Origin of the sequence: Fulvivirga sp. (assembly GCF_040220315.1) — a bacterium.
In the GTDB taxonomy this organism is placed as follows: Bacteria; Bacteroidota; Bacteroidia; order Cytophagales; family Cyclobacteriaceae; genus Fulvivirga.
On the sequence record NZ_JAVJUY010000083.1, the window covers coordinates 1 to 14,463 of the forward strand.

At 37.1% G+C, this 14,463-nt stretch carries 11 protein-coding genes; 8 read left to right on the forward strand and 3 right to left on the reverse strand.

Annotated features, from left to right (window positions below):
- The 4 genes from RLO81_RS03725 to RLO81_RS03740 form a co-directional block, all read left to right on the forward strand.
- A partial coding sequence (locus RLO81_RS03725; protein ID WP_502880427.1) for a WD40/YVTN/BNR-like repeat-containing protein occupies positions 1-1,978 on the forward strand: 1,978 nt, incomplete at its 5' end.
- 2 nt (positions 1,979-1,980) lie between these two features.
- Positions 1,981-2,481 (forward strand): hypothetical protein, encoded by a 501-nt coding sequence (locus tag RLO81_RS03730; protein WP_350107425.1) that lies wholly within the window; start codon positions 1,981-1,983, stop codon positions 2,479-2,481.
- A gap of 2 nt (positions 2,482-2,483) precedes the next feature.
- Complete coding sequence (locus RLO81_RS03735) at positions 2,484-6,266, forward strand: reprolysin-like metallopeptidase (RefSeq protein WP_350107428.1); 3,783 nt, start codon at positions 2,484-2,486, stop codon at positions 6,264-6,266.
- 83 nt (positions 6,267-6,349) lie between these two features.
- Complete coding sequence (locus RLO81_RS03740) at positions 6,350-7,003, forward strand: hypothetical protein (protein ID WP_350107431.1); 654 nt, start codon at positions 6,350-6,352, stop codon at positions 7,001-7,003.
- Positions 7,004-7,237: 234 nt separating this feature from the next.
- Here the strand turns inward: RLO81_RS03740 and RLO81_RS03745 are convergent, their stop codons facing one another.
- The gene (locus tag RLO81_RS03745) at positions 7,238-8,182 is read right to left on the reverse strand and encodes an OmpA/MotB family protein (RefSeq protein WP_350107434.1); all 945 of its coding nucleotides are present in this window, start codon (positions 8,180-8,182) and stop codon (positions 7,238-7,240) included.
- 110 nt (positions 8,183-8,292) lie between these two features.
- Here RLO81_RS03745 and RLO81_RS03750 point away from each other — a divergent pair, with 110 nt between their 5' ends.
- A complete protein-coding gene (locus RLO81_RS03750) occupies positions 8,293-9,153 on the forward strand; it encodes an SDR family oxidoreductase (protein WP_350107437.1) in 861 nt (286 codons plus the stop codon).
- A gap of 1 nt (position 9,154) precedes the next feature.
- Here RLO81_RS03750 and RLO81_RS03755 read toward each other — a convergent pair whose 3' ends face one another.
- Positions 9,155-10,126: a lipid A-modifier LpxR family protein gene (locus RLO81_RS03755; protein WP_350107440.1), complete on the reverse strand. Its 972-nt coding sequence runs from the start codon at positions 10,124-10,126 to the stop codon at positions 9,155-9,157.
- Between the two features lie 51 nt (positions 10,127-10,177).
- On the opposite strand from RLO81_RS03755, the gene RLO81_RS03760 reads away from it, so the two are divergent.
- The 3 genes from RLO81_RS03760 to bioA are packed head-to-tail and all read left to right on the forward strand — an operon-like array spanning position 10,178 to position 13,168.
- The gene (locus RLO81_RS03760) at positions 10,178-11,299 is read left to right on the forward strand and encodes an aminotransferase class I/II-fold pyridoxal phosphate-dependent enzyme (protein ID WP_350107443.1); all 1,122 of its coding nucleotides are present in this window, start codon (positions 10,178-10,180) and stop codon (positions 11,297-11,299) included.
- Complete coding sequence (gene bioD, locus RLO81_RS03765; RefSeq protein WP_350107446.1) at positions 11,296-11,910, forward strand: dethiobiotin synthase; 615 nt, start codon at positions 11,296-11,298, stop codon at positions 11,908-11,910. The genes RLO81_RS03760 and bioD overlap by 4 nt, the downstream gene beginning before the upstream one ends.
- Entirely contained in the window at positions 11,894-13,168 is a 1,275-nt protein-coding gene (bioA, locus tag RLO81_RS03770; RefSeq protein WP_350107449.1) for an adenosylmethionine--8-amino-7-oxononanoate transaminase, read from the forward strand. The genes bioD and bioA overlap by 17 nt, the downstream gene beginning before the upstream one ends.
- Here the strand turns inward: bioA and RLO81_RS03775 are convergent.
- Positions 13,152-14,463, reverse strand: a 1,312-nt coding sequence (locus RLO81_RS03775) for a mechanosensitive ion channel family protein (protein WP_350107452.1), incomplete at its 5' end; no start/stop codon positions are given. The two genes, bioA and RLO81_RS03775, sit on opposite strands and share 17 nt — an antisense overlap.

Consider the following 14,463-nt stretch of genomic DNA (forward strand, 5'->3'; position numbering starts at 1 on the left):
CGGTGAAAACTGGACAACCTATTTAAATCAGCCTACGGCACAGTTTTATCGGGTAACAACTGATAATCATTTCCCTTATAGAATCTATGGAGCGCAGCAAGATAACTCAACTATTCGCATCAGTCACCGCGCATCAGATGGCGCCATTGATGAGAGAGACTGGGAGCCCACTGCCGGTGGTGAAAGTGCTCATATAGCTGTAAAGCCGGATAATAATGACATTGTATATGGTGGTAGCTATGGTGGCTATTTGTCAAGGGTAAATCATAAAACGGAAGAAATACGAGGTATTAATGTGTGGCCGGATAACCCAATGGGCCATGGGGCTGAAGACTTTAAATACAGGTTTCAATGGAACTTCCCTATTTTCTTTTCACCACACAATCCGGATAAATTATATGCAGCTTCCAATCAATTGCATGTAACAACCAATGGTGGGCAGTCCTGGGAAACCATCAGTCCTGATCTTACAACAAACGATTCTACCAAGCTGGGTTCTTCAGGTGGGCCAATCACACAAGATAACACAAGTGTAGAATATTACTGTACCATTTTTGCAGCTGCAGAATCTCCACAACAAGAAGGCCTTATCTGGACCGGCTCCGATGATGGCTTAATACATGTTACAAAAGATGGTGGTAAAAATTGGGAAAATGTTACCCCATCAAATATGCCTCAATGGACAATGATAAATAGTATCGATATCGATCCGTTTAATGATGGTGGGGTGTATGTAGCAGGCACTCGTTATAAACTAGGAGATTATCAACCATACGTGTATCATACCAAGGATTATGGCAAAACATGGCAAAAAATAACCTCAGGTATTGCGAGTGAGCATTTTACAAGAGTGGTGCGGGCTGATCCTAAACGTAAAGGGCTGCTTTATGCAGGAACAGAAAACGGTATGTATATCTCGTTTGACAATGGCGCTTCCTGGTCAACATTTCAATTGAATCTTCCAATTGTACCCATCACCGACCTTGCCATTAAAAATGATAACCTAATTGCAGCCACACAAGGTAGAAGCTTTTGGCTTATTGATGATTTAACTCCGTTACATCAGCTAAATGAAACTATCAAAAACAAAGAATTACACCTTTTCAAGCCCTTGGATAGTTACCGGATGGAAGGTGGAAACTATGCTGACAAAAAGTATGAAGGTGATAATCACCCGGGTGGTGTATTACTTCACTTTTATGTAAAAGATACTGCGGGGTTAGACACCTTGAAAGTCAATATTTATGATAATCAACAAAAGTTAATTCGCACATTCAGCACGCAACCTAATACCAAAAACAAAGAAGGAAAATTAGAAATTAAGCCTGGAATGAATATTCATAGCTGGGACTTAACATATAATGGCGCTGATGGTTTTGATGGTATGATACTATGGTGGGCATCTTTACAAGGCCCTACAGCTGTACCTGGAGATTATATGGCAGAATTAGTTCACGAGGACTACAGTCAAAAAGTGGAATTCAAAGTTTTAAAAGACCCAAGAATAACTTCTTCCATAGCTGATTTACAAGCACAATTTGATTTTCAAAATGAGGTAATCGCTAAGCTATCAGAAACTAATAAGGCAATTGAAAAAATTAGAAAGGCAAAAGCTCAAATTACAGATGTTACTTCAAAATACGACAAAGAAGAATACTCGGAACTGCATGAAAATGCCGATAAAGTGAAAAAAGCATTAACAGCCATTGAAGAAGAATTATATCAAACTAAAAACAGAAGTAATCAAGATCCATTAAATTTTCCAATTAAACTTAATAATAAGCTTGGGCACTTAAATTCGCTCATGGGCATGGGGGATTTTAAGCCTACCGATCAGGCAGTTGAATTTAAAAAGGAGGTTACAGCGCTAATAGATAAAGAATTAAGTAGATTAGAGGCTATTTTCACTAAAGACATACCGGCATTTAATGAATTGGTTAAATCTAAAAACTTAGATGCTGTAGTCATTCAAGAGTAATAATGAAGTACATCATATTAGTAGTATTGGTTGGATCGTTGGCTTGTTGTTGCAAGCCAACTACCAATCAAAACACAACCCAGTCTGAATCATACTGGCAGCAAATTGACATCAAAAAAAGCGAATCATTACCAAATGAGTTTACTGGCTATCGTTTAGATTTTAACAAATTGAAAAGCCAAATCAATAAAAATCAAACCGTTTTGATCCCTACACTTGATGGTGAATTGATGAGTTATAAACTGGCTGATTCCGGTACTATGAGCCCTGAGCTTGCGGCAAAATATCCCGAAATAAAATCATATAAGATTGTTAAGGCTGATAATATCATTTCAGGGCGCATAGATATTAATCCTTCAGGCTTTTATGTAATGATAGTTGATCAGAACTCAACGTATTTCATTAACCCGGTAGAGAAAAAAGGCTCAGCATACATTTGTTATGATAAATTGTACGCCCTAAAAAATTCAAATAACCCATTCATTGATCAAGTAATCAAATAATAATGAAGAAAATAAACTTCTTTTTCACAGTCACTTTATCGCTTGCCTCACACCTTTTGATGGGTCAGAATTTTTGGTCGGAAGTAAAATCCAATACGAATGAAAGGAAAGAAATAAGCATCGCTACTCGTACTTCCAAACTTTATAGACTTGATGTAGCAGGTCTAAAAAGCAATATTGCTCCTTCTAAAAGCAATACAATAACAATTCCTTTACCTGATGGAGATTTGATCGAAGTGGTCTTAAAAGAGTCCAATACAATGTCTCAGGAGTTGAAATTGAAATACCCTGAAATTAAAGCTTATGTTGGAACCTCCACAGACGGTAAGTATTCAGGACGATTTGATCTTACTCCCAAAGGTTTTCATGGAATGTTCAGGTCGCCTCAAGGCACTGTGTTTATCGATCCTTTAAACTTAAAAACCAAAGATGAATATCAAGTTTATTTTAAAAAGGACTTTATTCCAGATGAGCAGCTGTTTCTCAATGATGATGTATTGCCTGGCGATTCAAAAGTAGATTTGAAACCCACTTCTAATAATCGATTATCCGAAAGATCTTCTGGGACAGAGTTAAGAACATATAGTATTGCCATTACCTGTACCGGAGAATACACTGCCTTTCACGGTGGCACAGTGCCTGATGCTTTATCAGCCATTGTAACAACCATGAACCGTGTTGGTGGAATTTACGAAAGAGAAGTGGGAATTGCCTTTGAGCTTATTGGTGACACAGATTTATTAATTTATACAGATGCCAATACTGATCCTTACACTAATGGTGATGCCAGTGCTTACATAAATGAAGTGCAAGATAATATTGATGATATTATTGGTGTCGGTAATTATGATGTTGGCCATGGTTTCTCTACAGGAGCAGGCGGGTTAGCCGGTCCAGGTCCATGCATTAACGGATCAAATGCTACCGGAGTAACAGGAACCAATACACCCATTGGAGACCCTTATGACGTAGATTATGTAGCACATGAAATTGGTCATCAATTTAGTGCAAACCACACGTTTAATGGAACTTCCGGATCATGTACAGGAGGCAACAGAAATGCTGGAACCGCTTATGAACCGGGCAGTGGCACTACTATTTTAGCCTATGCAGGTATATGCTCCACGCAAAATATTCAGAGCAACAGCGATCCTTATTTCCACACAGCTAGTTATGATGAAATTTTGGCTTATAGTGTTGATGGTTCAGGAAATAATTGTCCAACAATTACCTCAACAGGAAATAACCCACCAACAGTTGATGCGGGTGAGAGCGGTTTTGCAATTCCTGCCAATACACCTTTCAAACTTACCGGTTCTGGTGTTGACCCTGATGGAGATGAACTTACATTTGGTTGGGAGCAATATGATTTAGGGCCTGCAGGAGCACCCGACTCACCAAGTGGAAATGCTCCATTATTTAGATCTTTCAATCCAACAACCGAACCTACCAGATATTTCCCTCAACTAAGTGATATTATAAATAATACTCAAACAATTGGAGAGATACTGCCTGACAATGATCGCTCATTAACGTTTAGGTTAACTGCCAGAGACAATAAAGATGGTGGAGGTGGTGTAAATTATGACGAGCTAAGTTTTGATGTATCCGCTGGTGCAGGTCCGTTTGTTGTAACCTCTTTTAATTCTTCAACCGAAGTTATTGCCTTATCTAATGCAGTATTAACATGGGACGTTGCAGGAACTGATCAGCAACCCATTAACTGTCAAAATGTTAACGTACTATTATCAGTAGATGGAGGGCTGACATACCCACATACTATTAAGTCAAATATACCCAATGATGGTACTGAATTAATTGTTATTCCTGATGTAACTACTGTCAATGCCAGAATTATGATTGAAGCTGTTGACAACGTGTTTTTTGATATTAATGACTCAGATTTTAGCATTGTAGCACCATCTGATCCTGATTATAATATTAATGTAATCACTTCTTCTACCGAGTTTTGCTCACCAGATGACGGCCAATTTGTAATTAATATAGGAAGTATTCTTAGCTACAATGATGATGTAACTCTTTCTGTTAATGGTCTTACAGATGGACTTACCTCTCAATTTTCTTCAAATCCAGTTACACCAGGTAACGATGTAACATTATTTATAGAAGACACCAATTTAGGTGCGGATGGTGAATACAATATCACACTGGTTACTAATTCCACATCCGGTTCAAAAGAAACAGAATTGACATTTACTATATATGATGAAGAGGTTGAGGAAATTGTATTGACATCACCATCAAACAATGAAACTGATGTCGAACTTTTCCCCACTCTAAGTTGGGAGCCATTACCAGGGTTTAATACCTATCAAATTGATATAGCCACTGATATTGATTTTAATGATATTGTACAGAGTAAATCTGGATTGACATCTGCAAATTTTGTGGCGGATAAACTTGAAGCAAATACTACATATTTTTGGAGAGTTAATGGCACGAACACTTGCCAATCAGCAGATTTCGTTGCTGGTTCATTCTTAACACTAGAAATTGACTGCGTTACAACAGCTAGCACAGATACTCCGATAGATATAAGCCCTGATGGACCCAATACAATTACTTCCACAATAGAAGTAGCTTCCTGTGGAAGATTAGAAGAAATTAGGGTTATAGGTTTATCAGGCACACATACATACGTCTCAGACTTAACAGTTTCACTAACATCACCTTCAGGAACAACCGTAGTGCTTTTTAGTGGTATTTGCGGTGATTTAAGTAATTTTGATATTAATTTTGATGAATTCGCGAGTTCCTCAACTATAAATTGTCCACCAACAGATCAAAACACATATATTCCATTAGAAAGTTTTGAAAACTTCTATGGTGAGGAAATAAGTGGCTATTGGATTTTAACTGTTGAAGATGGGTTTAATCTTGATGGTGGAGCCCTTGAAGAATGGTCTTTAAACATTTGCGTAGCAAACAATCTTAGCATACTTAATGCACCGTCAAACCTTATTGCTTCCAATGAAGAGAACTCTGAGGTTCAACTAACATGGACAGATAATTCAAATAACGAGACGGGATTTCATATAGAAAGATCTATGAGTAATGACTTATTCTTTGAAACAATTGACCAAACTATCGAAAACGCTACTGCATATATCGATAATTCACTAACTGAAGAAGATACCTATTTTTACAGGGTTAGGGCATTTAGTGATAATTGTGTTTCACAGCCTTCAAATCAAGAAGAGTTTTTATTCATCACAATTCCAGAAAGACCAATGAATCTAATCGCAGAAGCGATTGACCTCAATCAAATTAATATTAGTTGGGAAGATTTGGCGGATAATGAGCAAAATTATTCAATTGAAAGAAGCGTTGGCGACAATAGTAATTTCGTTGAAATAGCATCTGTTGAGGCTAATTCAATATCCTACGAGGATAATAATTTAGATGAGCTCACTGAGTATTTTTATAGGGTGCGAGCTTCTAATTTAGGTGGCGAATCTGGGTATAGTAATGAAGCTTCTGCCTCTACTCTTGTTCTATCCACAGATCTTCATTTGTTCAATGGAATAATCATAAGTCCCAATCCGTTTGAACATAGTATTAATATTAGAATCGATAAGAATTCAAGTGACTTAGGTATTATAATTTACGATTCTAAAGGAAGACAAATTAAAGCATCTCAGATTATAAATGATTCGGAAATGACTGTTGATTTATCCAGTCACCCTAATGGAATTTACCTGATTAGGATTTCAGATAATGCCGAATCTAATGTGTATAAGGTTATTAAATCTTCAATTAACTAACTGAATAACAATAACTTATGAGTTAAATATATTTTCTGGCACTATCGTTGCACTCATATCAATGAATCAAAAAAAGAAGAGCCATGAAAAAGTTAGTATTTACTCTCGCATTAGCTGTAGGTTTATCTTCAATAGTAAACGCTCAGTACTTTGTTACTTCTTTCGGAGTAGAGTTGGGTTGGAATTTACCCAACAGAGTTCATAACGTAGTGTATAATAATTATTATGGTTATGATATCGTTCATGCCTCTAGAGTTTCCAATTTTGGCGTTAGATATTTTGAGATTATCCTTCAAAGAGGTGATGTATTCGTTGAAGTTTCGGTAAGAAATGATGGCTGGATAAACAGAAGGGTAGTGAGATATAACTATCCGCTGGTAAACCATGTGTGTGGTTCGGTTTGCGGATTCCATTCAAACTATTACACAACTTATTATAACCACTGCAATAGCCATTTTCATAACGGACATAACCATGTAGTGTATGTAAATAACAGAAGACCGCAGCATGTGCATGACAATAGCCCGGGAAAAGGACATAAGCACGGTCATTATAAAAATGGTAGAAGTGATCATCACGACTCAAGAAGGTCTACTGATGTAACTTATACTAGAAGAGATAGATATCAAACAGACGTGAAAGATCACAGTAGAGTAAGCAGAACTTCTTATGAAAATAATGATAGAAAAAGTGCACCGAGCAGATCTACAAGTTCAGGAAGAAGCAGAGGAAAATAAGTGGGGAAGAACTAAAAAGAGGCTGTCTCGAAAGGGTCAGCCTCTTTTTTTGCCTAAATATTATTTTGTTTCGATTATTCAACTCTGCGAGTCTCTGTGAACTCTATGGTTATTTTGACCATTTTAGATCATAAAAAGTCTCTTGAAAGGACTTACACACCTAAACTTTTTTAAACCAAATTATATTTGGTCTTCTTTTTTTAATCAAGAACTTTTGAAACAGCGATCTTTTTTTTAATTGGTTTCTAAAATCTGAAACAGCTCATCCAAATTGGGCGTGATAATTATTTCCGTTCTTCTGTTCTTCTGCCTTCCTTCTTTGGTATCATTAGAATCAACTGGCATAAACTCACCTCTACCAGCAGCCATTACCTGATCTGAAGACACTCCCGCCTTAGTTAGAATCCTAATGATTGATGTAGCTCTTAACACAGACAGATCCCAGTTATCATTCATATATTGTGACGTTCTGGAGATAGGCACATCATCAGTATGGCCTTCTACCATTATATTCAAATCTTCCTGATCTTTAATAGCCTTGGCTAATTGTTGCAAGGCACTAACACCTTTAGGGTCAACACTTGTACTTCCTGATTTAAATAACAACTGCTCCGCCAGTGAGACATACACTTTGCCGTTCTTTACTGAAACTGTTAAATCACTTTCTTTAAAATTCAATAATGCCTCATTAATTCTCTTTTTAAGCGCTTGCACAGCCTTATCTTTATTCTCAAGAATTTGTTCTAATTCTTTCACCTTTTGTTCCCGCACAGCCAAATCAGCGCTAAGCTGTTCATTTTGTTGTCTTGCTCTCTCAAGTTCTTCTTTGGTAGCAAGTAGTCTTTCCTGCTGTTCCGCTAAATCACGAGTCATTTTTCCGCTATTACCTAAAAGGTTATCATACAATTGCTGAAGCTGTGCATGATCCTGGCTTAAACTGCTCAAATCACCAGTTAAATTCCTGATTTTATTCCTAAGTTGAATGGTATCTTTCTTTAGAGCAGCTATCTCATCATTTAGCCTGTCAATAGTTGCCAATGCTGTTGCCAAGCTATCTCTGCTATTGGCTAAATCTGTTTCGAGATTGATTTTACTTGCCAACAACTCGTCATACTTCTTTTGAGTAACACACGATACTATCAACACAAACAAACAAATGAAAACAATTAACTTTCTCATGCATTTTATATTTAATTACTAATATCCGAAATCGGCAAACGAAATAAAAAGTAGTTTGTTCTGTTTACTCGACTAATGATTAAATATATTTAAAGTTAAAAGATACTATTATGACTGGCATGCTCAAAGAAGATTCTCTCAAAGGAAAAACCATTATTGTAACAGGTGGTGGTACAGGATTAGGTAAATCAATGGGGAAGTACTTTTTAGAACTGGGTGCCAATCTGGTTATAACCAGTAGAAAGTTAGAAGTACTTGAAAAATCCGCTGAAGAATTAGAAAAAGAGACCGGTGGAAAGGTGCTACCTGTAGCCTGTGATATCAGAAAGTATGATGAAGTGCTAAATGTGATCAAAGAATCTGAATCAAGATTCGGACAAATTCATGGAGTGTTAAACAATGCCGCTGGAAATTTCATCAGCCCCACAGAAAGACTTTCGCATAGAGCATTTGATATTGTAGTTGACATTGTGCTGCGAGGAACGTATAACTTTACACTTGCCAATGGTAAAAACTGGATTGACAAAAAACAGGCTGGCACATTTTTAAATATTGTAACTACCTATGCATGGACAGGCTCCGGCTATGTGGTACCATCTGCATGCGCTAAAGCAGGTGTGTTGGCGCTAACAAGGTCGTTAGCGGCTGAATGGGCAAAGTATAATATTAGAAGTAACGCTATTGCCCCCGGCCCGTTTCCAACAGAAGGTGCATGGAAAAGATTGTTTCCAGGTGAAGTGGCCGAGCAAATCGATCCGCTGAAAAGAATACCGCTAAAAAGGTTCGGTGAACATCAGGAACTAGCGAATCTGGCCGCTTACTTAATGTCTGATTATTCTTCTTACGTAAATGGTGAGGTTGTAACCATTGATGGAGGTGAATGGATAAACGGTGCTGGTGAGTTTAACGGGCTTGAAGCTGTACCACAAGATATGTGGGATCAGCTCGAAAAAATGAGATCAAAAAAATGATCTAAAACCTAAAGCCAAGTTCTAAACTAATAAAACGGTGCACTTTTCCGCCAACTACTTCCGGGCTCATTCGATAGAATAAAACCCTAAAAGTTGTATAATGGCTAGAATACACTCCACCCCAAACATGGGTGATCATAAAATCTTCTGCCCTTTCTTCATGAGGGCTAGAACTGCCAATTCTACTCCCTTCAATAAAAATATTGTGATTGACGTACTCCGCTCTTAATCCATAAAAGAAAAAGCCTTCTTCCAAAAATTGGTCTATTGTTCCTATTTCAGGAATGCTCTTAGATAATCTGCTACGATTATAACCTGAGTTGTCAAGTGGATTTAACTCACCCAAGCGCATTGTCAACTGTTGATAGGCTCTTGTGTTACCGTTACCTGCTGTCAATTGCGTTTCACTAACCAAATCAAAAGATTTAGCAATTGGTATTCTTTGAGTTCTTAAGTAATTAAGGTTAACCACAAACTCATCCTGGATTTCATACTCCCAACCTTTAGGTGCTGTAATACTGGCTACATCATGCCACCAAAGTTGAAAATTTCCAATACCTGAACTTGGTCCCACCATACCTAATCTAACACCATATTGGTTTGAAGCATTTTTTGAAGGATAATTATCAATCCATAATCCAGTATAATGCCACCCGGCAAATGGCCGATCCCTTCTAGCCACATCCGGCTCTCGTATTTTCTGAGGAGTAAAAATCTTATGCCCGTAATCAATCCTCATTAGTACTTTAGATTGTTCATAAGATGTCTTAAAAAGTCGTCCTAAAAGCTTTTCCTCACTCACCACCCGAGCATAAGAAATATCAGCTCCTGATGTATAATACTGATCGATAACAAATACCACATCATTGTCATACCGCACAGTCAACTCTCTATCCATTCGATGACTATTAAAAACCTCTTGAGCAAAGCAACTAATTGGTAGAAGAAAAAATAGAAAGGCTGGTATTTTCATCAAGGATTGGATAATCAGTATTTTAGCCGCTAAAATAGAAACATTTTAGAAATGACCCTTCCTAAAAGGCTTACTGATCAATTAAATAAAAGAAAAGCGAATAATAGCCTAAGAAGCTTAAAGTCAACCAATGGCTTAATAGACTTTTCGTCTAATGATTATTTAGGTCTTTCCAGAAATGACACATTAAAAGCAAAAGTTGATAAGCTGACTAAAGATTTAAATCTGGGGTCAACTGGCTCTAGGCTATTATCTGGTAACAGCTTAATTGCAGAAGAAACAGAATCTTTTTTGACCAACCAATTTTCATCGGAAAGTTGTCTGATTTTAAATTCCGGTTATTCAGCCAACCTGGCGGTTCTTTCATGCATTCCTCAAAAAGGAGATACTATTTTCTATGATGAGCTGGTGCATGCAAGCATCAAAGACGGCATGAGGTTAAGCCTAGCTAACAAAAAATCTTTTAGACATAACGATCTATCCGATCTTAATAAAAGGTTAGCAACCACTGAAGGAGATAAATACATCATAGTTGAATCTGCATACTCAATGGATGGTGACTTTGCGCCACTTGAAGAGCTCATTCAATTATGTAAATCGAATAACGCAAGGCTTATATTGGATGAAGCACATACTACTGGGGTTTATGGATTATTGGGGGGTGGATTGTCTGAAGAATTAGGTCTGGAAAATAAGGTCTTCTGTAGAATATATACCTTTGGTAAAGGGATGGGTTGCCATGGCGCTGCGGTAGCCGGCTCTCAAGAATTGATTAGTTATTTGGTAAATTTTGCCAGACCATTTATCTACACAACAGCTCTGCCAGATCATTCTTACATTGTTATTAAGGAAGCCTTTAGTCATCTATCAAATGTGGGTAAGGAACGAACTCAATTACACAATAACATTAAGCTCTATATCAGCCTTTATAATCAACATCTAAAAAATAAATATGCAAGGATAAACAGCGATCACCCTATTCAAACCATATTAATTAGTGGGAATGATCATGTTAAGAGTTTAGCGTCAAGCCTTCAATCATCTGGATTTGATATTCGCCCCATACTTTCACCTACAGTTAAAGAAGGACAAGAAAGGCTTCGAATTTGTCTGCATTCATTCAATACAGAAGATGAAATTAAAAATCTGGTGACTACCTTAGCAGGCTTATGAACTATTTCGTAACTGCAATAGGAACCGATAGCGGAAAAACCGTCATTTCAGCTGCATTAAGTTTGGCATTGGAAGCAAAGTACTGGAAACCTATTCAAGCCGGCACACCAACTGATACGTCAGTAATAAAGCAATTAACAGGTGGCAAAGTAGAAACGGTACCTGAAAGATATATATTAAATACTCCAGCTTCACCTCATTATGCTGCAGAAGTAGATGATGTTAAAATCTCGATTGAGGATTTTAGTTTGCCCGATGAACAAAATTTAATTATTGAAGGAGCCGGTGGTTGCTTAGTTCCAATAAACAAAAATGATTTTGTAATCGACTTGGCAAAACCATTAAATTCGGAAGTCATTCTTGTCTCTAATAATTATTTGGGCAGTATTAATCACACGCTATTATCACTCAAATATCTCAAAAATGCTGATATAAAACTGAAAGGAATAATCTTCAATGGAGCACCAAACCCTTCTACAGAAGAAATAATTATGCACCATGCCGATTGCCCATGTATATACAAAGTGGGTCAATTAGCTACAATTGACGCAGATGCAGTGAAATCGCTAAGTTTAAAATTAAAAAAACGTTGGAATGAGTTGGGTTGGTAGAGATAAGAAATCTGTTTGGCACCCATTTACCCCTTTAAAAGGTGTTGATGATCCGATAATGATTAAAAGAGCCGAGGGAGTGTATTTAATTACCGAAGATGACCGCAAAATCATTGATGCTATATCATCATGGTGGGTAAATGTGCATGGCCATTCCCACCCAGAAATTACAAAGGCAATTGCACAACAAGCTTCTGAATTAGAGCATATCATTTTTGCAGGCTTCACACATCAACCAGCCATTACATTAGCAGAAAACCTACTTTCAATATTACCGTCTAATCAGCATAAAATATTCTATTCGGATAATGGAAGCACTTCAGTAGAAGTTGCACTCAAAATGGTTATCCAGTATTGGTATAATAAAGGTGAACAGAAAAGTAAGTTCATAGCCATTGATGGAGCGTACCACGGAGATACGTTTGGCTCCATGTCAGTAGGTGAGCGTGGAGATTTCACAAGGCCTTTTTTCAATCATCTTTTTGACGTTGAATTTATTGAATTCCCCACCCCATCAAATCTCGATAAAATAAAAAATCAGTTCCTTGATTTATTAAAGTCAGAAAATATAGGTGCCTTTATTTTTGAACCATTAGTTCAAGGAGCTGCCGGAATGAGAATGTACGATGCCACTTTTTTAGCTGAATTGATATCTCTTGCGCATAACCATGGTGTTTTATGTATTGCCGATGAAGTGATGACTGGTTTTGGAAGAACAGGAAAGCTATTTGCCTCAGACTATTTGGCTAATACACCAGACATATTTTGTCTTTCTAAAGGATTGACAGGAGGTGCTCTGCCCCTAGGTGTCACATCCTGCACAAAGGAAATAGAAGATGCATTTCAAACTACAGATTTGAAAAAAGCATTTTTGCATGGTCATTCATACACTGCTAATCCAATGGCTTGTGCTGCTGCTAATGCGAGTTTTGAATTACTACAAAAGCTGGATTGCAAAAAGAGTATCGAATTAATAAATCGATGTCACATGAAATTTGCCAAATCCATCAAATCACAACCTATTGTGAAGGACGTAAGGGTATTGGGAACAATTCTGGCATTAGAATTTAAATCGGCAAATGATACATCCTATTTCAGTGAAATGAGAAATCAGCTATACCCATTTTTCATTTCAAGAAATGTATTACTCAGACCATTGGGAAATCTTATTTACATTCTACCCCCATACATCATTACAGAAGCACAATTAAATGAAGTGTATTCTGCTATTGAAGAGTTCCTTATTGAGCGCGCTTAGCAGCTAAAAATTCCTCTAGCTTTTTCTTCAATTCAGGCGTATTCTTTGTATACTCCGGAGAATTTCCTTTTTTCTCAGGGAAAGTCTCTACATGTAAAGTTTGAGTAGGAAACGCAAAGTTTACACCCAGCTTTTCTGCTAATTTAACCACTTCCAAAAGCACTTCATGTCTAGACCTTAACTCATCTGTCCAGGATGGCACTTCAAAGAATATGTAAAACAGCACATCAAGTGAAGATGCCCCCATATTATTAAAATGAATTTCGTAATAATCTTTACGTGTTTTAGGGTGGTTTTTCACGATTTCCTTCAACCCATCTACAAACACTTCAATTAAATCTGGAGGTGTATCATATGTTAGTGATATATTGGTCATAAACCTGCGATACACCCTTAACCCATGATTATCAATCATTTGATTAGTGATCACCCCATTAGGAATATACATCACTGAGTTCCTGAAAGTTCGTATTCTTGTCGATCTGAATCCAACTTCTTCTACCGTACCGTCAACATCACCAGAAGTTATCCAGTCACCTACCTGGAAAGGTCGATCTACGAATATCATAAGCGAGCCGAAGAAATTTTTAATGGTATCCTGCGCGGCCAACGCAAATGCCAAACCACCTATTGAAATACCTGCAATTAATCCAGTAATGTCAAACTCTAGATTATCTAGTATGAATAAGCCACCTACTATTACAACAAAGGTTTTAAGTACTTTACGCAATAGCGGCACTAATTGATCATCAAGGGTACTCTCCGTTTTCTCTGCCATTTTAGATAGGTAGATAGAGAATATATCTACCAGTCGATAAAAGAAAACAATGGCAAATACAGGCCAAATGGCTTTTAGAGCCAATATCACATATTTACTCATTCCAATAGGAAGCTGTAGAACAGGCACAAAAACAATGAGTAATGGAAAAATGATTAAAAAGCTGATTGGTTTTGCTACAGGAATTACCACTTCATCTGCCAGTTTCCTATAACCCATTTTCAATAGCAATTGAATAATAAGCTTCTCAATTATAAGTGTAAATACTTTATGTAGAACAACACAAATAATTATAAGTATGAGAATTCCAGCTAATTGCCATCCCCATAGGCCTAATATTTTGAATCCGCCAGAATTTGGGGGTAACAGATGTAATAATTTTGCTGTTCCAAAAGGATAAATGTCCGAATGTAGTTCATCAATTTTTTTCAAAGACTTAGTTGAATATTGCCATCTTGAACCATATTTCTCCAAATACAGATCAGGATACTTTTTGCTTATAATATATCGCTGTTTG